16 protein-coding genes are annotated in these 22,906 nt (G+C 40.2%); 11 read left to right on the top strand and 5 right to left on the bottom strand.

All coding sequences use genetic code 11. The features are described 5' to 3' along the window. Positions 1–20: 20 nt before the first annotated feature. Positions 21–524 carry a DUF4240 domain-containing protein gene (locus tag HCJ54_RS01900; RefSeq protein WP_342354440.1) on the bottom strand — a complete coding sequence of 168 codons (504 nt, stop codon included), beginning with the start codon at positions 522–524 and terminating at the stop codon, positions 21–23. 157 nt (positions 525–681) lie between these two features. After that, positions 682–1,500: a LysR family transcriptional regulator gene (locus HCJ54_RS01895; protein WP_187136419.1), complete on the bottom strand. Its 819-nt coding sequence runs from the start codon at positions 1,498–1,500 to the stop codon at positions 682–684. A 69-nt stretch (positions 1,501–1,569) separates the two neighbouring features. On the opposite strand from HCJ54_RS01895, the gene HCJ54_RS01890 reads away from it, so the two are divergent. Further along, on the top strand, positions 1,570–2,568 hold the full coding sequence (locus tag HCJ54_RS01890; protein ID WP_187136418.1) for a YeiH family protein: 999 nt from the start codon (positions 1,570–1,572) through the stop codon (positions 2,566–2,568). A gap of 49 nt (positions 2,569–2,617) precedes the next feature. On the opposite strand, the gene HCJ54_RS01885 is transcribed toward HCJ54_RS01890, so the two are convergent. Continuing rightward, the gene (locus tag HCJ54_RS01885; protein ID WP_036066228.1) at positions 2,618–4,390 is read right to left on the bottom strand and encodes an ABC transporter ATP-binding protein; all 1,773 of its coding nucleotides are present in this window, start codon (positions 4,388–4,390) and stop codon (positions 2,618–2,620) included. Next, complete coding sequence (locus HCJ54_RS01880) at positions 4,390–6,111, bottom strand: ABC transporter ATP-binding protein (protein ID WP_187136417.1); 1,722 nt, start codon at positions 6,109–6,111, stop codon at positions 4,390–4,392. The genes HCJ54_RS01885 and HCJ54_RS01880 overlap by 1 nt, the downstream gene beginning before the upstream one ends. 413 nt (positions 6,112–6,524) lie before the next feature. Between HCJ54_RS01880 and HCJ54_RS01875 the strand changes: the two genes are divergently transcribed. Continuing rightward, a complete protein-coding gene (locus HCJ54_RS01875) occupies positions 6,525–7,388 on the top strand; it encodes a GRP family sugar transporter (RefSeq protein ID WP_187136416.1) in 864 nt (287 codons plus the stop codon). 160 nt (positions 7,389–7,548) lie between these two features. After that, positions 7,549–8,280: a WxL domain-containing protein gene (locus tag HCJ54_RS01870; RefSeq protein ID WP_036066225.1), complete on the top strand. Its 732-nt coding sequence runs from the start codon at positions 7,549–7,551 to the stop codon at positions 8,278–8,280. Positions 8,281–8,367: 87 nt separating this feature from the next. Here HCJ54_RS01870 and HCJ54_RS01865 read toward each other — a convergent pair whose 3' ends face one another. Continuing rightward, positions 8,368–9,822 carry an AcpB/EbpR/MafR family transcriptional regulator gene (locus tag HCJ54_RS01865; protein ID WP_187136415.1) on the bottom strand — a complete coding sequence of 485 codons (1,455 nt, stop codon included), beginning with the start codon at positions 9,820–9,822 and terminating at the stop codon, positions 8,368–8,370. A gap of 1,158 nt (positions 9,823–10,980) precedes the next feature. On the opposite strand from HCJ54_RS01865, the gene HCJ54_RS01860 reads away from it, so the two are divergent. The 8 genes from HCJ54_RS01860 to HCJ54_RS01825 all read left to right on the top strand — a co-directional run bounded on the left by HCJ54_RS01860 (position 10,981) and on the right by HCJ54_RS01825 (position 22,900). Further along, the gene (locus tag HCJ54_RS01860) at positions 10,981–15,822 is read left to right on the top strand and encodes an immunoglobulin-like domain-containing protein (RefSeq protein ID WP_187136414.1); all 4,842 of its coding nucleotides are present in this window, start codon (positions 10,981–10,983) and stop codon (positions 15,820–15,822) included. 70 nt (positions 15,823–15,892) lie between these two features. Then, positions 15,893–16,372: a DUF4352 domain-containing protein gene (locus HCJ54_RS01855; RefSeq protein ID WP_036066222.1), complete on the top strand. Its 480-nt coding sequence runs from the start codon at positions 15,893–15,895 to the stop codon at positions 16,370–16,372. Positions 16,373–16,422: 50 nt separating this feature from the next. Then, positions 16,423–17,712: a nucleotide sugar dehydrogenase gene (locus HCJ54_RS01850; RefSeq protein WP_036066221.1), complete on the top strand. Its 1,290-nt coding sequence runs from the start codon at positions 16,423–16,425 to the stop codon at positions 17,710–17,712. 9 nt (positions 17,713–17,721) lie between these two features. Further along, positions 17,722–17,949, top strand: coding sequence for a hypothetical protein (locus HCJ54_RS01845; protein ID WP_036066220.1), 228 nt, complete (start codon positions 17,722–17,724; stop codon positions 17,947–17,949). Between the two features lie 45 nt (positions 17,950–17,994). Next, positions 17,995–19,197, top strand: a complete 1,203-nt coding sequence (locus HCJ54_RS01840; RefSeq protein WP_187136413.1) for a glycosyltransferase family 4 protein — start codon at positions 17,995–17,997, stop codon at positions 19,195–19,197. After that, positions 19,184–20,455 (top strand): glycosyltransferase, encoded by a 1,272-nt coding sequence (locus HCJ54_RS01835; RefSeq protein ID WP_187136541.1) that lies wholly within the window; start codon positions 19,184–19,186, stop codon positions 20,453–20,455. Before HCJ54_RS01840 ends, HCJ54_RS01835 begins: the two co-directional genes overlap by 14 nt. Positions 20,456–20,459: 4 nt before the next feature. After that, on the top strand, positions 20,460–20,795 hold the full coding sequence (locus HCJ54_RS01830) for a hypothetical protein (protein WP_187136412.1): 336 nt from the start codon (positions 20,460–20,462) through the stop codon (positions 20,793–20,795). Then, entirely contained in the window at positions 20,792–22,900 is a 2,109-nt protein-coding gene (locus HCJ54_RS01825) for a CgeB family protein (protein WP_187136411.1), read from the top strand. Before HCJ54_RS01830 ends, HCJ54_RS01825 begins: the two co-directional genes overlap by 4 nt. Positions 22,901–22,906 lie beyond the last annotated feature (6 nt).

The following is a 22,906-nucleotide window of genomic DNA, read 5'->3' as shown; positions in this document are numbered from 1 at the left end:
AGGGGTGTCTTTGTGTATTTTTATTCGGGCTTAATCCTCGCGATTTTAGGGAATATGCTTTCTAAATCATCGTCTTCATCCCATTCAAGAGCTTCTGGTAAGATAATATCTGCATGAATCGCGGATTTTTCATCGGTTGTTAAAGTTAGCTGATCACAAGCCTGAAAGAAAACCTCTTCATCATCTTCTCCGGTTTTTTCCAAATAAACGTCGCTACCAATGTACATGATCTCTTCAAATTCAGCAAGAAAATCATCATCAATGCCATCTTGCAGCAACTCACCGAGCAGATCCGGATCCTCTAATATCACTAAAAATCCAGCTTCCCCAAGCGAGATAAGCCATGCTCGAAAATAGTCGAAACCATCATCACTAGCGCCATCATTTAGCAGATAAGCGGCGGCCCAGAGTCTATCTACTTTTGAAACTTCAGGGTATTCATCCAAAATAAGTTGCCATTTCACGATATCATCAGGCTTTAGTTTAGAGAGTAGTTTTTCTAAGACTTCTGCTCGTTCGTCTATATCTGCGCCACCTCGTACGATTGTTTTTTAAATGATCTTCCAAAATTTTTTCTTGTTCATTTTTTCAGGCTCCTCTTTAATATTAGTAATTCTGATGATTAGTATATAATATATCTATTTTACTTATTAGATAAATCTTTGTATACTTTACATATAGTCAAGCAAAGGTAGTTAGCAATAATTGATGTAGTGCAATCTGTAGCGGATCTTGCGGAAAAGCGTGATGGTGAATCTGGAAAAGTGGACGAACGATTGGCGTTGGCGGATTATAATACGGCAAATTACGGACGCTCAAATCAGAGAGCAAAGTTTTCCCGATGCCTTGCGCTAACATATTCAAAATCGCCTCATTGCTTGCAATCTCCATTTTTTGCGCTGGGATAATGTTTTCTTGTTGGAAAAATTGATCGGTGTATGTGCGAATTCCCGAACCATCTTCGCGTAATAGCCAGAAATCACTCGTCATATCTCCAGCCAAAACAAGTGAATCATGGGCAAAAATGGTACGCGTAATCATCGGTGCAATCATTGGCGATTCGACTAAGCCAACTTGGTATTCGTGCGTTTCCACGCGTTTAAAAATTACCGTCGAATTCGCAATCGAGATGACGAAATCATAGTTGGGAAACTGTTTTTGAAGTTGTGGTAAAATGAGTGGTAACATGTATACACCAATGGTTTGTGAGGCGCCGATGGTATAGGTTATCCGTGTATTGCCTTGCAGTTGTTGCAAATCACTTAGACTGGTTTCCCATAACGAATCGAGTTGCTTGGCGCGAATATAGAGTAAATCAGCGCTTTCAGTTGGCATAGCATGGTTTCGACCTTTGCGAATAAACAACTCGCTACCCGTGATTTCTTCTAATTTTTGAATATGTAATGAAACGGTTGGTTGTGAGATATAGCGTTTTTCGGCGGCATGTGTGAAATTTTTCTCTTCGTAGACCGTCATAAACGTCTGAAGCCAATGAAACATCAGTGATAGCCCCCCTCATACATAAGATTTCTTATTATTATAACATGGATTTAGGAGATGAATAGAAACATGAAGGTAAAATGGCAGGAAAAAGGATTTTGGATAGGCGTAGCGGTGACACTTACTTGTTCGCTCGCTGGGAAGTACTTAGCGCAAATCCCAGGGTTACAATTAGTTGGTGCGCTCGTTATTGCGTTAATACTCGGAATGCTGGTACAAATGAGTCGGGCGCTTGTTGTGAGTGCACAACCTGGAACGGGTTTTATATCGAATAAATTTTTGCGATTAGGAATTATCTTGCTAGGATTTCGATTGAATTTGAAGGCGTTAGCGGACTCTGGTGTGAAAACGATTGTTCTCGCGATTGTTGTCGTAGCGTTCACGATTGTGGTGGTATATTTTCTTTGTAAGTGGCTGAAAGTAGACAGCACGTTAGGTATGTTAACAGCTTGCGGTTGCGGGATTTGTGGCGCGGCTGCGGTCATGGGTGTGTCACCACAATTGAAAGCGAAAAATGATGATGCGGTTTTAGCCGTTGCTGTGGTATGTATTCTAGGAACTGTATTTACACTGATAGAAGTAGGATTTATGCCTGTATTAGGTATGACTCCGACACAATTTGGGGTGATGGCGGGTTCCTCGTTGCATGAAATCGCGCATGCTGTAGCAGCCGGAGAAGCAGGAGGAACGCAGGCGCTGGACGCATCGATTATCATGAAATTATCGCGAGTTCTGTTATTAGCTCCCGTTGCCCTTATCGTCGGTATTATCGCCCAACGCAAAGCCAAAACAACGACAGCTGAAAAGGCAAAATTACCGATTCCATGGTTTATGGGTGGCTTCTTGTTAACAAGTGCGATTGGAACATTTATTGCTATGCCAGTAAGCCTCTTGAATGGTCTCGTATCACTTGCTTACTTAGCTTTAGGAATGGCGATGGCAGGACTTGGGATGAGCGTGAATTTCCAAGTTATCATCCGTCGTGGCGGTCGTGTTTTTCTGGCGGCTACGATCGGATCAGTGGCATTGCTCGCATTATCCATCACTGCTAGCAAATTATTTTTCTAAATAAAAAGAGCGCATCCTTTCGCGGGATGCGCTCTTTCTGTAAAAACTATTATTCAATTACAAACTGATTATGATACAACTCAGAGTAGAAACCTTCTTCTTTGAGCAGTGATTCGTGTGTTCCTTGTTCGATAACTTCTCCTTGATGCAAGACTACGATATGATCGGCATCTAGAATTGTTTTCAAACGGTGGGCAATCACGAAACTAGTACGACCAGAGATAACGTTATCCATCGCTTTTTGTATGCGACTTTCGGTTACCGTATCCACATTACTTGTCGCTTCATCGAGAATAAGAAGGGACGGATTCGTAATGATGGTACGCGCAATACTAATCAATTGCTTTTGACCAACACTGAAAATGTTGTTTTCATCGGTGATTTCTGTGTCATAGCCGTTTTCAAGCGTCATGATAAAGTCATGGATGTTGGCTTGCTTCGCGGCATCCGTAACTTCTGCGTCCGTTGCTTCTGGGTTACCAAAAACGATATTATCGCGGATAGTACCAGAGAAAAGAACAGAATCTTGCAACACGATACCCACTTGTTTACGAAGGGACGCAAGCTTGATGTCACGAATATCGATATCATCAAACAGGATGGCGCCGTTGTCAACGTTGTAGAAACGGTTCAGCAAGTTCATAACGGTTGTTTTACCAGAACCAGTTGGGCCAACAAGGGCTACCATTTTACCTTTTTCAACATCGATAGAGACATTTTTAAGGACTGGTTTTTCAGGTGTGTACGCGAAATCGACATTTTGTAGCTTCACGCTTTTGTGAACGCCATCGATTGTTTTTAAATCTTTACGCTCCACTTCTTCTTCTTCGTCAAAAATTTCACTAACACGACGCGCACCAGTAATTGCAAGTTGAAGCATGCTGTACTGGGACGAGATTTGTGTCAGTGGCATATAAAATTGTTGTGAATACTGTACGAACATAACGATCAAACCAAGTGCCGCGGCGCGTTCAATACTGCCGTCAAGCGCGAGGTAACCACCGAAGAAAATAACAACAGCGGTATTGATCAGCGAAATACCTTGCATCATTGGGAAAAGTAAACCGGAGTAAACTTGACCTTTAAATGTGGCTTCTTTTACGATATTGTTATGTTTCACGAAGCCATCAATGGTTTCTTCTTCTAAACCGTTTGTGATAACGATTTTTTGCCCAGAGATTTTTTCATCGATGTAGCCGTTTAGTTCACCAAGACGATCTTGTTGCAGATCCACATATTTACGCGCTTTGCGAATGATAAGGGCCGCAATAATAATCGCAACAGGAGCTAGAATCAATGTAACAGACGCGAGTTTCACGTTTTGTTGGTACATCATGATAATAACACCAATCATCAGTGCCACGTTAGATAAAACTTGTACAAGCGCCTGGTTCAGCGTGTTCGAGATGTTATCTAGGTCACTTGTAAAACGACTAAGCATTTCACCATCTTTGTGTCCATCGAAGAAACGAATCGATAATTTCTCCATCTTACGGAACAACCCAATACGCATCCGGTTCGTCGCACGACCAGAAACACCAGCCATCAAGATTGTTTGAATAAATGTTGCGGCGGCAAGCAAGACGTAAAACATGATCAGCATCCAAATAATATGCACGAAATCGGTTTTGTCATCGACGCCTGTCGTGAAGAGGCGTTGCGCATACGTTGCCAGTTCTTGAATGGCTTTCCCGATATATTCAGGAGCCTTGACTTGTAAATAAGTAGCACCGATAATCGCGATAATAATCACGCTCAGTTGCAACTTGTAAGCTTTTAGATAGTGCCAGAAAAAGCGGCAGATACGTTTAAATTCAACCATTACGCGTCAACCTCCTTTCCCTTTTGTGTGTCATAGATTTCTCTGTAGGTCGCGCTTGTTTCGACGAGTTCTTTATGCGTTCCAACGCCGACAAGTTCACCAGCATCAAGAACGAGAATCTTGTCTGCATGGATAACGGAAGAGATTTTTTGAGCAATAATGAAGGTTGTTGTGTCTGCAAGCTCTTTATTTAGAGCTTCTTTCACGAGTTTCTCACTACGCGCATCCAAAGCACTTGTGGAGTCATCGAGAATCAAGATTTTTGGTTCACCGATAATACCGCGTGAGATGGAAAGGCGTTGTTTTTGACCACCAGAGAAGTTATTACCACGCTCAACGATTGGTGCATCATAGATATCTGCTTGGCGTTCGATAAATTCTTTCGCCTGCGCAATGCGTGTTGCTTTCTCCATATCATCTGGCGTTGCATCCTTCTTACCATGACGCAAGTTCTCTGCGATCGTACCTGAAAATAGAATCGCGCGTTGTAATACAAGAGAAACCGTGTCGCGCAACGTTTGCTTGCTTAATTTCTTCAAGTCCGTTCCACCGATCAAAATTTCACCTTCTGTTGGGTCATATAATCGCGGAATCAGTTGGGCCAGTGTTGATTTACCCGATCCAGTTGCACCGACAATCCCGACCATTTCGCCCGGCTTCGCTTCAAAAGAAATATGTTTCAGCGCTTTGGTTTCATCGCCTTCATATTGGAAGCTGACATCGCGGAACTCAACGCTACCAATTAGATCTTGTTTTGGCGCATTTTCGTCGTACGTAATATCAGGCTCTGTTTCTAGCACCTCACCAATCCGTTTCAGCGAGATCATTGCACGTGACGCCATCATCATCAGCATACCACCGATAATAATCGCCATCATAATTTGCATTAAGTAGTTCATGAATGACGCGATTGCCCCAATAACTGCTGGGTCTTCTTTCACCAAATCACCAGCAAAATAAATGGCGCCAACAACGGCCATGTTCGAGACAAGCATAAATGCCGGAATCATAATGGAGAATAGTTGTCCGACTACGATTGTGTGATGCGTCAGTTTGTCACTCGTTTTTGTGAAGCGTTCGAGTTCGTTGTCTTCTTGCACAAATGATTTCACAACGCGCATACCAGCTAAGTTTTCCTTCGCAATCGCGTTGACACGATCAATGAAGCCTTGAATTTTGCCGAAATGCTTGCCCATTCTTCCAAAAATCAGGAAGACGATCATGAAAACAAGGATAACAAGCGCGATAATAATCCACCAAAGTTCAGGCAGGGTATACATCGCTAAAATAAAACTACCAATAAACATAATTGGAATTCGAGTTAGTGATTGTAAAGAAAGCATCACTAAGTTTTGAACTTGCGTAATATCATTCGTTTGACGAACAACGAGGTTTCCTGTAGACAGTCTCTCGATATTGCTGAAGGAGAATGTTTGAATTTTGCGGAAACTAGTTTCACGAATGTCGGCTCCTACACCTTGTGCCACTTTTGCAGAGAGGATGGTGTTGAGGATACCTGCGATAAGTCCGATGATGGCAATGACAATAAGTAAAATACCAATTCTTGTGATTTCATCCATCTTATCATTAATAATTGCTTCCATAACCTGTTGCAATAATTTCGGTTGCCATAGTTGTGAGATAACCATGATAACGATAAACAGTGTGGAAAGCGTGGTTTGAAGCTTGTATTTCTTTAAATGTTGAAATAAAACTTTCATTACATACCTCCTTTTATATGTGTTAAAAACCAGCACGAACATATATTCTAAACTAAAAAGTTTCAAGAAGCAAGGGAAAACTAAAACTTTATTCTACTATTTTAACACTGTTCAAATAATGGACATAAATTCGATCCTAGTAGTGCCAGCTCTAAGCTTTGATGAGGCTTACATGCGTTTGAAAAAGTGTTTTGAAAGGTAAGATTTTTTGCACATGAATTGCACTTTTTTTGGATTAATAAGTTGTTGGTGAATGTATGCTACACGTTTGATCTGAAACGCCTTTCATCTTGTATAATAAAGGCATAGGGCTATCGACATATTGGAGATACTATGGGATAATCATTTTTTACATATGTATGCATTCGATATGAAGTAAGGAGCCACTGTTATTAAAGGGAGGAAGTACACAGATGAATATTATGATAGCGCTAATACCAGCCTTGTTATGGGGCTTCATGCCATTACTTATTACAAAAATTGGCGGGACAACGAGGCAACAAACAACAGGAATCACGTTTGGTGCGTTGATTTTTGCTTGTATCGCTTTTATTTTTACAGATCCAGTATATACTGCTGAAACCGTTATTGTTAGTTTCGTTACAGGGTGTTTGTGGAGTGTCGGGCAGATGTTCCAATTGAAGTCGTTTAAGCTGATCGGTGTTTCTAAGGCGATGCCGATTTCGACGGGAATGCAACTCGTTGGGACGACACTTTGCGGTGTGCTGTTATTTCACGAATGGGATACCACATTCCGCATTGTATTTGGCTTTATCGCGTTGGCGCTTATCATCATTGGAATTTTTATGACGTCTTACGCTGAAAAAGAAGAGGCTGGACAAGCGACGCTGAATCGTGGTTTGTTGGCATTGGCAATTTCTTCGGCGGGGTACATCAGTTATGTCGTCATTATTCAAGGGTTTGCGATTAATGGCTTCGATGCGATTTTGCCGCAAGCGATTGGGATGGTGATTGCTGCACTGATTATGACGGCGCGTAGTAAGGACGACAAAGAGAGCCGATTCATCAAGAGAACGGCTTGGCTTACAATTCCTGGTATGATTTGGGCGATAGGAAATGTTGCGATGCTGTATGCGAACAGTCTTGTTGGTGTGGCAACAGGATTCTCCCTATCTCAGCTCGGTGTGGTCATCTCGACGCTTGGCGCGATTCTTCTATTAAACGAACGCAAAACGCGAAAAGAGATTCTTTTTGTGATTATTGGTGTGATTTTAGTCGTTATCGGTGGCGTGCTAATAGGTATCACTAAAGCATGACCGCACTCTATACACACGCTAATTATAGGCTTATCTGATTTTCATTTTTTTCTGGGTTTCAATAATTTTTGATTTTATGGCTGTTTCATCCATTTCTCGTAGTATTCTTATGTATGTAAGGTACACACACAAATAAAAAACGAGAGAAGGAATGGATAGTATGAAATTAACGAAATTCGTAATTGTAGGAATGATAACGGTCGCGACATTCGTCGGAACAGGTACAGGAACAATAGCATCGGCAGCAGATGGAGGGACACTAGGCTCTAAAGCAGACGTGAACTTTATTCCAAATGACACGGTCACAAATCCGGTAGATCCAACCGATCCAGGCAATCCCGAAGTAGTCGAGCCCGTTGATCCAGATCATCCAGCAGGTACAGCAGGACCTCTAAGTATTGATTACATCTCCAACATTCACTTCGGCGAGCAAAAAATTTCCGGTAACAATGAAGTTTATAGCGCTCAATTAGACCAAATTAAAGTAGGCGAGGCAGGAACAGTGAAAGATATTCCTAACTACGTTCAAATTACAGATAACCGTGGATCTAACGCAGGTTGGCATTTAACAGTAAAGCAGGACGGTCAATTCATTAATGGTGCGTCCGAATTAACAGGTGCCGTACTGAAATTCGAAAATCCATCTTTGAACTCTGCATCTGAAAGTGATTCACCAGTAGCAACAGGATTCTCACTTGATCCAGCAGGAACGTCATCTGATGTTATGAGTGCAGAAGAGAATCAAGGTATGGGAACATGGGTTGAGATGTTCGGCGCAGACGAAACAGAAGCTGCTGAAAGTATCACGCTTAGCGTACCAGGTAAAACTTCAAAAGTTGCAGGTAAATACGAAGCAACATTGACTTGGGAATTAACAGATACACCAGCATAATATTTTTAGCGCATCGAAGCGTCTACTATCATTATAAAAAGGCATGAAACCTCTGATATCAAGCGGGGTTCTCATGCCTTTTTTTCATTATTTCTTCCTTGTTAAAAATAAATCGAGCTGTTCAAAGTCTTTCTTCGCAGGCGGTATATTCCAAACAAGAATATCCGCATTAATTCCAGTTTCTTCATAGAAAGGGAAATCACTAATAATCAGATCGATGTGCTGCATGTGTTCATGCGAATGTAACTCGTCACAAATAATAATCTGCTCTTCCGAATATCGTTTCCGCAACTCTGTCCGCAAAAATTCCTCCCAGAAATAGCCGTTTTCCGAAACGATTTTTACATGCAAAATCCGATACTGCTGTTCCTGTTGAATGATAATGTTGTAGAAATCCGTAAGATAGTGAACCATCATTGCTTTGTTAGAGCGAATATAACGATAGTTTGGATTCGTTTCATGCTTGTTTAAAACAGCTCTTATTTTTTGGCTCAGCTCATGTTTATCGGGAGCCACGTTGATGTAAGGTATCTCCGGTAGAATATTGATCTTATCGATAAACAAGAAACGCGTTAGAAAATCAATCGTTCCTGCTAAGATCTGATTGCTATTATGAATATCATACTCCGCCAATAAGGAGGTTAACTCTTTTGCTAGCATATGTTTACTCGGATTGATCTCTTTACTCGATTTAATACGAACGTCCGCCTGACCTTCGTCGATATACGAAAAGCGTGTCCAAAACGCCATTAAAACATTGACATAACGCTCATTTTTGGGTAAAGGAAAGCCAACGATATCATCTAAAATCGTATAATCGACTGGATGAAACTCACGTTGAGCCTCGGCAATACTTTTCCAAGAGGCTTGATCCGATGCTGACATAGTATAATGATAGCCCTGTTTCAGACGAATCAAGCAAACCGCGATCGCGATCGCATAGTTAATCCGAGCAGACAGCGAAAAATAAATCCCGAAACAGCTCTCTACCGTTTGAATAAATGCATTCACCTGCGTATAAGGCACATCAGGGAACGGCCATTTCGTATAAGGATAAGACCGACTATAGATCTGGAAATAGTAAAAGCGTAGCCGAATCTCAGCCCCCTTGATGTCCAGTGGCGTTGTTTCAAGGACAAGGCGGCTCTCCGCTAAATACGTATCAATCTGGCGAATCCGGCGATACGTCGTTGGCAAGCTACTAAAGTTCTTCTCCGCCCAATCAGGTAAATTTAACTTATGCCCTAAAAAAATGTCTTTAGAAATCAGATACATATAGGAATTGCTAACAGTCATAGCATAGAGATAGGAAAAATTGATCTGTTCACCGACATCAAAGAGCACGTGGTATTCATCTTCATGAACATGAGCAATGGCAGGATCAAAAATTTCTTGCAATCCTTTAATATCTGCATCGAGCGTTTTAATAGAACAATGTAGCATCTGGGCTAATTCTTTTTTCGTATAGTTTTGTTCCGACGTAAATAAAATATGTAGTAATCTCAATTTGCGATATTCCGAAGCAATGACAAGGTTTTTCATATTAAACTCGCCTCCCTAAGACACGATTATCTTCTTGCCAAATATAGCATCATAATTCCAATTTGTCATTTCTTCTCCCTTTTTTTCGGCGGTATAGAATCAAAAAATTCCTGATTTGAGAAGTTTATGACAATACTACGGTTTTTGTGTTTTTATGTAGTATTCTTATAACTGTAAGAGGCACCGAGAACGACGTAAACAGCATCCACTAAGCTTATAACACTCGGCTCTAAAACGTAAATAATTCTTCTACTGGTCATCCCCCGACCACTTTGCAACTCAAATTAAACTTCAGAGGAACAGCTAAGCTCCTCTAAATCTTCCGAACATCCTTCATTTAACAACAAATCTCTAACTAGTAAAAATATAATACCTTAATACATTAAAGGAGGTGATGCCCAACTTCAAGGGAAAGCAGCCAGAAAGAACTGTCAATGATGTATGGCAATTCCATAACAAGAAAGATAAGTTACATCAAAAAGTTATAAATCTGCCAATTTAGAGTTAAACAAGCAAAAACAGGTTAAAATAAGTGAAATTTGTTACCAAAAAAAATAATTTATTTTTAGCCGTAAAAGTAGCCTAAATAAGAGAGATAGGCTCAGAAACAAGTGAGAAAGTGTGAAACACAAGAAAATATTTATTTCAGCAACATTGTACTAGGGGAGAAAAAACTCATAGTAGCATAGGAATATGCAGTATAAGCACGACGAATAAATCATTTCCAAGCTTTTATAGATACAAATCAGAATTTAAAGAATAATTCAACTTTAATTTTGCTAGATTTAACAAAGGTTTCACCTAACTATTCTAAAAGTAAATTAGTTAACAAAATTAAAAGGATCTATCATCAAACTACATTTCTTTTTAGAAGAGACTGGCGATTTACAGAAAAAAACATCGCAAAGTAGTTCCAAAATATTGTGATATAATCCAATCAGCAAGTATGAAGTAATGAATTTTACTTTGAAATTTGCAGAAACGTATTCCATCACAGTAATAAAATACTCCTCAGATGATTCGATATTTTTAGTAAATAAAAATGAGAATACAGTTTCATTGCGACTTAGGGGGTGTTTATTATGTGAAGGCAGCATGTTTCACGCAGGAAAAAAAATAGACAAATAAACAGTTTAAGGAAGAAGGAGAAAAATAAACATGAAATTCGAACAAAAGGGACCAATTAACGTCTTATCTATGACGACGGTCAAAAAAGCAGCCAAAACACTTTTAGTAGCTACAGTTATTGCAAGCCAAGTATTTACAGTATTACCAGCAGGATCATTCGCAGCAGAGGCGTCTGGTCAAGAAGTAACAACACCAACATTGCCAACTGCTGACCAAGCAGCGAGCAGAATTGCAATCGAACCGATGTCATTAGCTCTAGACAATGGGGTAACAGAACGACGTGCACAAGTTTCTACATTTGCAGAGTTTAAAGCAGCAGCAGAATCTACAACAATCAACGTAATCGAAATCACTGGTAACTTCCAATTCACAAGTAATGTATCCATCAACAGCAACATTCGCATCGAAGGTAACGGCTATGCAGTAACTGCTGGTAGCTACCAAATGATTATGCGCTCTACTTCTATTATTGATGTACAAGACTTAAGCATCTCAAACGTTGGAACAAAAGGTGTGTTCACAGGTTATAACTCATCTGCAGCACCAACAGTTAACTTGACGAACAATGTACAAGTATGGGGAATGATCATGGGTGGATCGGGTAAACTTTCCCTATCTATCGGTGGAACAAACAATAAAATCGTCAGCCCAGATCAATATGGTATGGATGTTGATGAATTAGTTATCGAAGACAATACACGTATCGAAGAATTATCAGCTCTAAACACAGCCGTTAAAGTTCGTTCATCAGGTAATGTAGGCATTGGTAATAACGCTTATATCAACATGAGTTCAAACAAAGGCTACGCATTTGATGCATCAACTAGTGCCGTTGTAATTGGTGAAAACACAGTCTTGAAATCAGCATCTAAATACGGAACTGTAAGAGCAGCAACATTAGTCGTTAAAAATGGCGCTGACTTAACACTAGCATCTGGTGATGTTGGTAACGGTATCTATGTATCTGGAAACATCACAATCGGCGATGACGTAAAACTTAAAGCAACTGGTACAGGTACTGCCGTTTACGCATACAACACAGGAGCAGCAATCGTTGTAGGTAAAAATGCTAATATCGATATCGTAAGTGATAACGGTCATGGTATCTACGGTAATGCAACAATCACATTCGGTGACGGTTCATCTCTAAAACTAAGAACACAATATAAAGGTATTTATTCAGCAGGAGCAGCAACAATCCGTTTCGGTACAATATCTAACCAACCAAAAGCAGCAGCAGATCGCGTGAAGATTGATATTGATTCTGCTATCGACTACGGTATCTACTCTGGCGGACCAATCATTTTCGGTGATGACACAGAAGTTAACGTAAAAGCGAAAGCTGGATCCATTTATGCAGCAGGAAACTCACGTGTAAACTTTGGTTCAAACACACAAACGACAATTTCATCTTCAGCTGGTAGAGGTATTGATGCTGGTGGAGTAGTAATCGCTGATAACTCAAGCATGGATATTAAAGGTTACGTAGATGGCATTTACACGACAGATACAAGCGGTGAAGGTCTATCAACAGGTAAAAACGTCAACCTAAACATCACAGCATCTAATCACGATGGTATTTATACAGCTAAAGATACAACTTTTGGAGCAAATAATACAGTCGTAATTAAAGCATTGAACAGTCATGCGATTCACTCGATTTCTGGCTCAGTAGTTAATATCGCTCCTGACTCAAGCTTTGACCTATCTGGAACAGACGGTATCAGACAAGAAGGTGGCGCAGCGGCAGCACTTAACGTAGGAACGAACTCCACAGTTAAAATTGCAGCAGCAGACTATGGTATCTATACTACTGGTTCTGCAACATTCGCTACTGGTTCAAAAGCTAACATCCGCGCTGCTTCAAAAACAGCAAAACCAGCAGTAAAAGCAAACGGTGTTGTAACATTCCAAAAAGATACAATGGCGTATGTTGAATCACTTTACCCATCATCAACAACATCTGTATTTGACTTAAGTGGCGCATATAACTCTAAATTAGTGCTTAACAGTCCTAAATTTATTGATTTCCGCCAAAACAACAATGATGGATCTAAGAAAACGGGTCATATTGTGAAAGGTGCTGGTACTGCAACAGTTGCTAGCCAATCACGCGTAGAAATCAACAACGTTAAAAATCTAATGGCATGGAATCACGGAACAGACTGGTCTAAAACACCAAATGCCGAATGGACTGACATTGACGCAGGTCGTGTTACGCTATCAAATAAAAACGGTACAGTAACAACAGCTTACTACGGTGGTGTAGCAACAGGAATTGACGGATTCAGCCTATTCGATTACACGCGCCTTTCAACAGAAGGATCAAGTGCTATCGCTCGTCCAGTAGTTAATCCAATCTACACTAACACGAAAGCAATAACTGGTACTGGTGTAGCAGGTAACGACATTGTTGTTACATTCCCTAACGGAACAACTGGAAAAACGACAGTTAAACCAGACGGCACATGGTCATTAGACGTACCAGCAGGCGTTAATCTTGCTAAAGATCAATCTGTAGTTTCATACCAAACAAACGGTGTAAACGACAGTGCAAACGTAACAACAAAAGTACAAGAAGATTTACGCGCACCAAGTGCACCAACAGTTAATGACATCAAAGAAGGCGACACAACTGTTAAAGGTAAAGGTGAGCCAAATAAAGACATCACTGTCATACTTCCAGACGGAACAAAAGTACCTGGTAAAACAGATGCTAACGGTGACTTCACTGTCACAGTTCCAGCACAAAAAGAAGGCGATGAAGTTAAAGTAACACAAAAAGGTGACAATGGTGTTGAAAGTCCAGAAACATCAAAAATCGTAGCATCAAATCAAAAACCAGTCATCACAGCAGCTAACAAAACAATCAAAGTTGGCGACACATTTGCTCCACTAACAGGTGTAACAGCAACAGATAAAGAAGATGGTAACTTAACATCTAAAGTAACTGTAACAGCAAACAACGTTGATACAACAAAAGCTGGCACTTACAATGTAACTTACTCAGTAACTGATGCAGACGGCAACAAAGTAACAAAAACAATTACAGTAACAGTAAAAACTAACGAAAAACCAGTCATCACAGCATCTAACCAAACTATCAAAATGGGTACTACATTTAACCCATTGACAGGCGTAACAGCAACAGATAGCGAAGACGGTAATCTAACATCTAAAGTAACTGTAACAGCGAACAATGTTGATACAACAAAAGAAGGCACTTACAGCGTGACTTATTCTGTAACTGATGCAGATGGCAACAAAGTAACAAAAACAATCACAGTTACAGTTGAAGACCTAACTGGTTCAGTACTTCCAAATGTCTTCTATCTAAATGGCGACACTTACCTTGAAGGAACTTACACAGGTAAAGTAGCTAAAGTGAAACTACAAGTAAATGGCGTAGACTTCACAACAGTTGCCGTAACTAATGGTGTACTCCGTTACTACGCAAAAGATAAGATTTTGAACCTAACAGATGATGTTAAAATCTTAGCTTACAGTGCAAGCGGCAAGCTTATCGAAACGAAAAAAGTAACAGTTTTAGATGCAGCAGCATTGAAAGGTACTGTTGTTCCAGTGAAATTTAGCCTAGGTCAAGATCTACGTGTAGCAGGAACGTACACAGGCGACATCAAAAAAGTAGCTCTATCTGTAAACGGAACAGTTTACACAAGCGTAGCAGTAGCAGCAGACGGAACATTCACTTACTACGGAAAAGACAAGATTCTAAACTTAACAGATGATGTTAAAATCATTGGTTATAACTCAGCAGGTACAGTCGCATCTACAGTGAAAGTTGTTATTCAAGATTCAGGAGCACTTTCTGGAACAATTACAGCAAGTAACTTTGTAGTAGGTAGTGATCTACGTGTAGCAGGAACGTACACAGGCGGCGTGAAAAAAGTAGCCCTATCTGTGAACGGAACAGTTTACACATCAGTTGGAGTAGCAGCAGATGGAACATTCACTTACTATGCAAAAGATAAAGTTCTAAGCAAAACGGATGATGTGAAAGTATTGGCTTACAATGCTAATGGGGATCTAATCCAAACAGTTAAAGTTAATTTGACAGATTCATCAGCATTACAAGGAACTGTAACACCAGCGAAATTCACTATCGGAGCTGATCTACGTGTAGCAGGAACATATACAGGCGGTGTTAAGAAAGTAGCGCTTGAAGTAAATGGAACAGTCTATACAGGCGTAGCAGTAGCAGCAGATGGAACATTCACTTACTATGCAAAAGATAAAGTTCTATCTACAACAGATGTAGTGAAAGTACTAGCATACAACTCAGCAGGTACGTTAATTGATACAAAAGTAGTAACTCTTGCAGATTCAGCAGCTCTACAAGGTAACGTTTTCCCAACAACATACAATGTTGGTGACCTTCGCGTAGCAGGAACATATACAGGCGGCGTGAAAAAAGTAGCACTTGAAGTAAATGGAACAGTTTACTCATCAGTTGGAGTAGCAGCAGACGGAACATTCACTTACTATGCAAAAGATAAAGTACTAGCAAAAACAGACGTAGTGAAAGTTATTGCCTACAATGCAAACAATGACGTTGTAGACACAAAAACAGTAACAGTAACAGATGGTTCAGCAACAGTAACAGGCGACATTTTCCCAGTAACATACAAAATCGGTGATGCTCGCGTAACAGGAACGTACACTGGAGCTGTGAAAAAAGTTGGTCTAGAAGTGAACGGAACAGTATTCGCTTATGTACCAGTAGCAACAGACGGAACATTCCAATATTATGCAAAAGACAAGATTTCAGCTGATACAGACACTGTAAAAGTTATCGCTTACGATGACAAAAACACAGTAATTAACACAAAAACAGTTACAGTAACACAATAAAACAAACAAGAAGCAGGTTGGTGAGGGAACAAAGTGTTCCCTCCCAGCCATGCTTTATAAAAGGACGGTAATGATGATAAAAAAAATAGCAATTTTTGGTCTTACAATTTTAACAGCAACGACGCTAGTAGCCTGCGGAAATCCTGATACAAGTACTGATAAAACACCTAAAACAGAGGAAACAGCAAAAGATAAAGTATCCACTACTAAAACAGTAGACAACATTGACATGAAAATCGCAAACTTAAAACTAACCGAGAGTGGCGATGGTAAAAAAGACATTCTACAAGTTGAAATGAACATTCAGAACAACAGTAATACACCATTTGCAATTGGCGGTGGCGATTTCAAGCTAAAAACAGCCAAAGACAAAACAGTAAAAGTAGATCCACAAGCAAGTAATTTTGGTGATGAAATAGCAGCAGGAAAAACATTGACTGGAAAAGCGTATTTTAATTTACCAAAAGGCACAGAAAAAGCAACATTAGTCTACCAACCAAAAGATAAAGCCGAAGCAGAGTGGGAAATCACAATACCAGAAAAAGAATAATCTTTTTCTCGATGGACAAAAAAACTATAGATAATTAGGAGTGCTATATTTTGAAAATTTTAGTTATAGGTTTAGGATATATTGGTTTACCGACGTCTATTATGTTTGCTAATCACGGACAAGAAGTGGTTGGCGTGGATGTGAGTGAGCGAGTAGTTAAATCATTGAACAACGGAACGATTCATATTGAAGAGCCAGGTTTGCAAGAAGAACTGGACCGTGCAATCGCAGCCGGAAACTTCCGAGCTAGCTTGCAAGCAGAAGCAGCAGACGCATTCATCATCTCAGTACCAACACCAAACAATAACGATGCTTTAAAATCATGTGACTTATCCTATGTGAAATCCGCAGTCGTTTCTACATTACCTTATTTGAAAAAAGGCAATACCGTGATCATCGAATCGACCATTGCCCCACGCACAACGGAAGACCACATCTTACCGCTAATCGAGCAAGCTGGTTTCACTGTAGGACAAGATATTTTCTTAGTACATTGCCCAGAACGCGTATTACCGGGTCAAATTATTCACGAATTAATTTATAACAACCGCATTATCGGTGGTGTAACCGATGCTTGTACAGAAGCTGGAAAAGCGGTCTATGGCGTTTTTGTAAAAGGTGAATTGATTTCCGCAAAAGCATCTACAGCAGAAATGTCCAAACTAATGGAAAATACGTATCGTGATGTTAATATCGCACTTGCCAATGAACTTGCCAAGATATCAGCTGACTTAGGAATCAATGCACTTGATGTTATCGACATGGCGAATAAACACCCTCGCGTGAATTTGCACTTCCCAGGCCCAGGAGTTGGTGGTCACTGTCTAGCTGTTGACCCATACTTTATTGCCGCAGCCTCTCCAGATTATTCCCCGCTTATTCAACAAGCCCGCGCTATCAACACATCGATGCCAAGTTATATCGTAGAGCAAGTGAAAACGATGATGGAACGCGTAGCTGGTAAGAAAATTGCTATTTTTGGCTTAACTTACAAAGGCGATATTGACGATATTCGTGAAAGCCCAGCAAAAGAAATCTGGGAGATGCTAATGAACGAAACAAGTTATGAAGTCGTTGCACATGATCCACATGTTGATGCTCCTTTTGTTGAGAAAAATAGTGAAATTGCAACAGCTGATGCAGATTTATTATTGATATTAGCTGATCATTCAGAATTTAAGACATTAAATCTTGATAATATTGCGAACATGAAGCAACAAAATGTATTTGATACGAAGAATATCGCAAAAGAATTAACGGCTGCGAGTAGCTATACCCACATGGGGAATATTTCAGAAATTTCTCAGTATCCAGCCGAATCCAAGGTTCTTTCCGTATAAGGAGTCGAAATGAAAAATAAGGAACTGTTAGAACTACTCGATGCCAACTTTATGTCAACCAGTGAAGCAATTGAAGCCTTAGCAGTCTCTAAGCAATGCTTTCATTCGCTCGTCACAAGAAATAAACTAACGAAAATAAAAAAAGGATCGTGTGTTTTATATTTTCGTTATCAAATTGAGGATAGAAAGATGCGCCAAGAAGATCTTAGAAATAAGTACCGGCCATACGGTGTTTAGTATGTATGGCACAGGCGTGAAATCTAGCCGGAAATGGGAAGCCATATGAAAAAAATCCTAATTATTTCACAAAATTTTTATCCTGAGATTGGGAGTGCTGCAAACCGCACAAAATTCCTATTTCAAAAATTGTCTGAACGCAACCAAGTGACACTTATCACAACGGATCCACGGTACCCAAATCAAAATTTATATAAGCAAGATGATTTTTGGGAAGAAGCTTTGGATGAAACGCGTGTCATTCGAGTAAAGCCGCGCACGAAAAAATATGCCAACAACATTTTAAAACGTTTCCTGTTCTACCTAGAAGTAATGCTCCAATTCATTCGAGCGATTGTGGGACAAGGAAAGGATACAGATACTGTATATATTTCAACACCGCCGATTTCAGTGGGTGTTGCGGGGCTTTTTGCCAAGCGCTTTTTGAAGGCCAGGTTAATCGTCGAGGTAAGAGACTTGTGGCCTGAAACCTTGATAGGTGTCAAGCGTTGGAATAATCGGTTCTTTCTCCGCTTTGCTTACTGGCTAGAAAATAAGATCTATCACCAGGCTGATGAGATTGTTGTCAATAGCGAAGGATTTGTAGATTACATTATAGCCAAAGGTATCTCGAAACAAAAAATACACTTTATTCCGAATTCGTTAACAGAAGCAGAGTTCGAGTGTAGCGCTACTCAAAATCGAGTAAATGATAAGGAAACTAAAACAATTATCTATACCGGAAATGTTGGCTTAGCGCAAGAGATGGATGGTTTTTTTGAACTAGCAGCACGATTTAAAGCAAACGAGGCAATAACATTTAAGATTATCGGCTACGGATTCAAACTCCAAGAAATAAAGCAACGATTACAGCAATATCAATTGACAAACGTCACAATTTTACCACCACAGAAGCGCTCACAAGTTTTACAAGAAATCGGTAAAGCAGATGTTGCCTATGTTACGCTCGTAGATCACCCTATTTTTGAAAAAGTGATACCAGGAAAAATTATCGATTACATGGGAATGGGTGTACCAATCATTGGAAACGTGTCGGGATATAGCAGCTGTGTTATTGAAAAAGCGAACTGTGGATACACATTCCAACATAATCAAATCGATGAGATGTATCAAAAAGTAAAAGAGCTCGTCGAAAATCCAGAAATGGCGCAGAGAATTGGCTGTAATGGATATCAATACGCGTATCAGCATCATCGCTGGCAACAAAATTTTAAGAAAATGGAGGGCATCATCGATTGTGGCAAATAAAGTAGGCATGTTTGTATGGAACTATTTCACTAACGATGCACGCGTTTTACGAGAATGCACAGCGCTTAGCGAGGCTGGATATCACGTTGATTTAATCGCAGTGCACCAAGCAGGATTACCAGAAACAGAACAGCGTCATGCGAATTTTCACATTCATCGGATGTCTCGAAAGTTCCCATTTAGTCCGGTCGTTGGCTGGCTTAAAAATAGAAAGTATTTACTTGGGTTGATCGCACTGACCTACGGGATTGCGTGTTTTTATTGGCCCCCCCTCTTCATCCTCCTCTTAATCAGTATTCTCCCCCTTACAAAACCGATGCGCACATTAATGTTTCGAAGTGTTGTTTTTTTACGGATGATACGTGCAGGTTTTCGTAAGCGATATGACGTGTATCACGCGAATGACTTGAATACGTTACTGCAAGCCGTAATATGTGCCAAATGGTTGGGACGTAGCAAGCTCATTTATGACTCGCATGAGGTTCAGACGAGTAGAACAGGATATGATAGCCCTTTATACGGTATCATGGAACGCTTTTTACTACGATTTGTCGATGTTTGTATCCATGAAAACGATACGCGCGCAGCATATGTGAAAGAGCGCTACGGTTTTTATCCAGAGGTTGTGCATAATTATCCATTTAAGCAGAATTATGATGAAACCGTATCGGTGGATCTACATCAGCAATTAGGAATTCCACCTCAAGAACCAATTTTACTATACCAAGGCGGAATCCAGTCAGGACGAGGCTTAGATCGATTAATCGAAGCCGCGCCACACATCACAACAGGAACAATTGTTTTGATCGGAGATGGACGCATTAAGCCTGAACTAGAAAAAATGGTAGCAGAACGAAATTTGGAAACCCGCGTGAAATTTATGGAGAAAGTCGCGTTAGAAGTATTACCAAACCATACTAGAGCCGCATATATAGGATTCCAATTACTCAACAATACATGTTTCAATCACTACTCAGCCTCATCTAATAAGTTATTTGAATATATCATGAGTGGTGTTCCAGTAATCGCTTGTGATTTCCCCGAAATAAGCCGCGTTGTCAAAGGATATGAAGTTGGGCTAACGGTCGATTCACACGATCCAGCAGCGATTGCCAATGCTGTCAATGAGCTCGTGAATCAGCCAGAAAAAAGACAAAATATGCATCAAAATTGTTTGCAAGCACGTGAAATTTTTAATTGGGAGCAAGAAAAGCCGATTTTTCTAGCCATATACGAAAAAATAGCAATGAGGAGTTAAAGCAATGACGAATGCAGAGCAACAAATAAAACAATTGAAGGAAAAAATCACTGAGCAAGAGCAGGTCATTCAAAAAAATCAAATAGAGAGCACGACGTTTAAGAAAACCATCTATGATTTGTTAGGACAGCAGAAATCGGCGCTCGCAGCCTTAAATATCGAACTGACGGAACGGCAAAAAGAAGTACGAGAATTGAAAGAAAAGTGTGCCGTTTCGAAACGGAAATTAGAGCAAATGAATGACCGTTATGAGCGTTTGAACGATTCAAAACTTGTAAAAATATCACGAAAGTATTGGGCTATGAATAAGAAAACAAAGCTTAAAGGAGAGAACCAATGATCGACATTAATGAGCTGTACGAAGAAATAGAAGCTGTACAAAAGGAAATATTGGATGATACGAATCCGAATATTGTCGACGTGAAGCAATTAAACGCAATCGAAAATTGGCATAGCCCAAGCCAGAAATTAGTAACCTACGAGCAAAGCGGACATCTCTATATATCAAGTTCGGATGCTGGCTACGATTACCTTACCTTTCTTGAAAATAACAATGTCTTCACACGCGAGCCAGAACATGGTATCCCTGTGTTACCCAAAGAAACACTAGAACTTCATTTTGAAGCAGAAATGATGGGAAATGTTTCCGCGAAATTGGCATTGATTGAATATAACCATTCTGAAAAATGTAATGTTACATTTTATGATCCGAATAAAGAAGTTAAAATTATCTTGTCAGAAGAAACAACACAAGTACGATTAGCCTTAAAAGTGACACATGCAGGCGTGACAATAGTAAAACGAATACAGTTAGAACGTGTAGTGGCAAGCGAGGTAAGCAAGCGAACAGCGAGCCATGGAGTAATGAGCCATGCACCGGCAATTAAGCGTTTGAAAGATCTACAAGTGGCCTGTATTTTTGATGAATTCACACGGACTTGTTATGAAAAAGAAGTGCAACTTTTACCAATTACACCAACAGATTGGCGCGATGTACTGACTGAAAACCGCCCGCATTTTCTATTTGTGGAGTCGGCATGGAAAGGGAACTACGGCGCGTGGGAGTTTAAGATTGCCACTTATAATAACCAGTCGAAAGCTGAACTTTTTGAATTGCTAGATTGGTGTAAGGAGCAAGGAATTCCGACTGTGTTTTGGAATAAAGAAGACCCGATTCATTTTGATAAATTTATTGATACAGCGGAACGATTTGACTATATTTACACGACAGATGCCGATATGATTCCGAAATACCAGGAACGTGCTGGGCATACGAATGTGTTTGCGCAAAGCTTTGCCGTACAGCCTTCGATGCATAATCCGATTGCTTTGGCTGAGCCGCGGGTGGATAAGATGTGTTTTGCGGGTTCTTATTATGGTAATCGCCATGAGGAGCGACGTAAGGACATGGAGGATGTGCTTGATGTAGCGCTTGATTATGGATTGGCGATTTACGATCGTAACCATGGCAAGCCGTTAAAGGATAAGGCGATGTTCGAATTTCCCGAACGTTATCAGCCAGCCGTTCTTGGAAGTTTGCCTTACAGCGAGATGGAATTAGCATATAAAGGCTACAAATATATGATCAATATCAACAGTATTAAGTACTCACCGACGATGTTTTCCCGCCGTGTGTTTGAAGGGCTGGCGTCTGGTACACCAGTGTTAAGCAGTTATTCGAAAGGGATTCGCCGCCTCTTTGGCGATGTCGTCATGATTTCAGAGGACACAGATAAATTACATCAACAAATGCAAGCCATTACGAAAGATGACCAGATATATGATCAAAAATCTTTAGCTGGGATTCGCGCGGTATATCGAGAGCATACGTATCAACACCGTTTGGCAAGTATGTTAGGCGATTTACAACTGGCTGTGCCGAAGTTTACAAAAAATGTGACGGTGATGGCGGTTGCGCGTTCCAAACGAGCTTTTTTAAACATTTTGAAGCAGTATCAAGCTCAAACCTATCAAGGGAAAAAGTTAGTCGTTTTTGTAACGATGTTTGACGAAGCAATCCAGTTAATGAATCAGTACAATACAGCAGATATCAGCGTATTTGTGCATAGTTATATGTCGCATTATGACAAGATAACAGAGGTTATCGATACGGATTATTTCGCCTATTTCTCAGATAGTCATTTTTATGGGAAGTATTATCTGGAGGACTTGGTGCATGCAGGACTTTACAGTGAAGCTGATTTCATTGGCAAAAGTAAGGCGCGGTATGAATTTGTGACAGATCTCCATTTCCAGAGTAGTCTCGTCGCTGCCAATTGGCATTTTGGTAAAAAGTTACCGAAATTATTGCAAGAGATGGAGGAAAACGCCTCGCTTGCACCGTATTTGAAACAAGGCGCGCGATTATTCAGTGCGGACACCTATAATTTTATCGAAAATAGTCAAAAAATAAAATTGGAAGACCGACAACAGATCGAGATCTAGGAGGAA

The organism is Listeria grandensis (assembly GCF_014322885.1).
In the GTDB taxonomy this organism is placed as follows: Bacteria; Bacillota; Bacilli; order Lactobacillales; family Listeriaceae; genus Listeria_A; species Listeria_A grandensis.
This window is presented reverse-complemented; position numbering and strand designations above follow the sequence as displayed.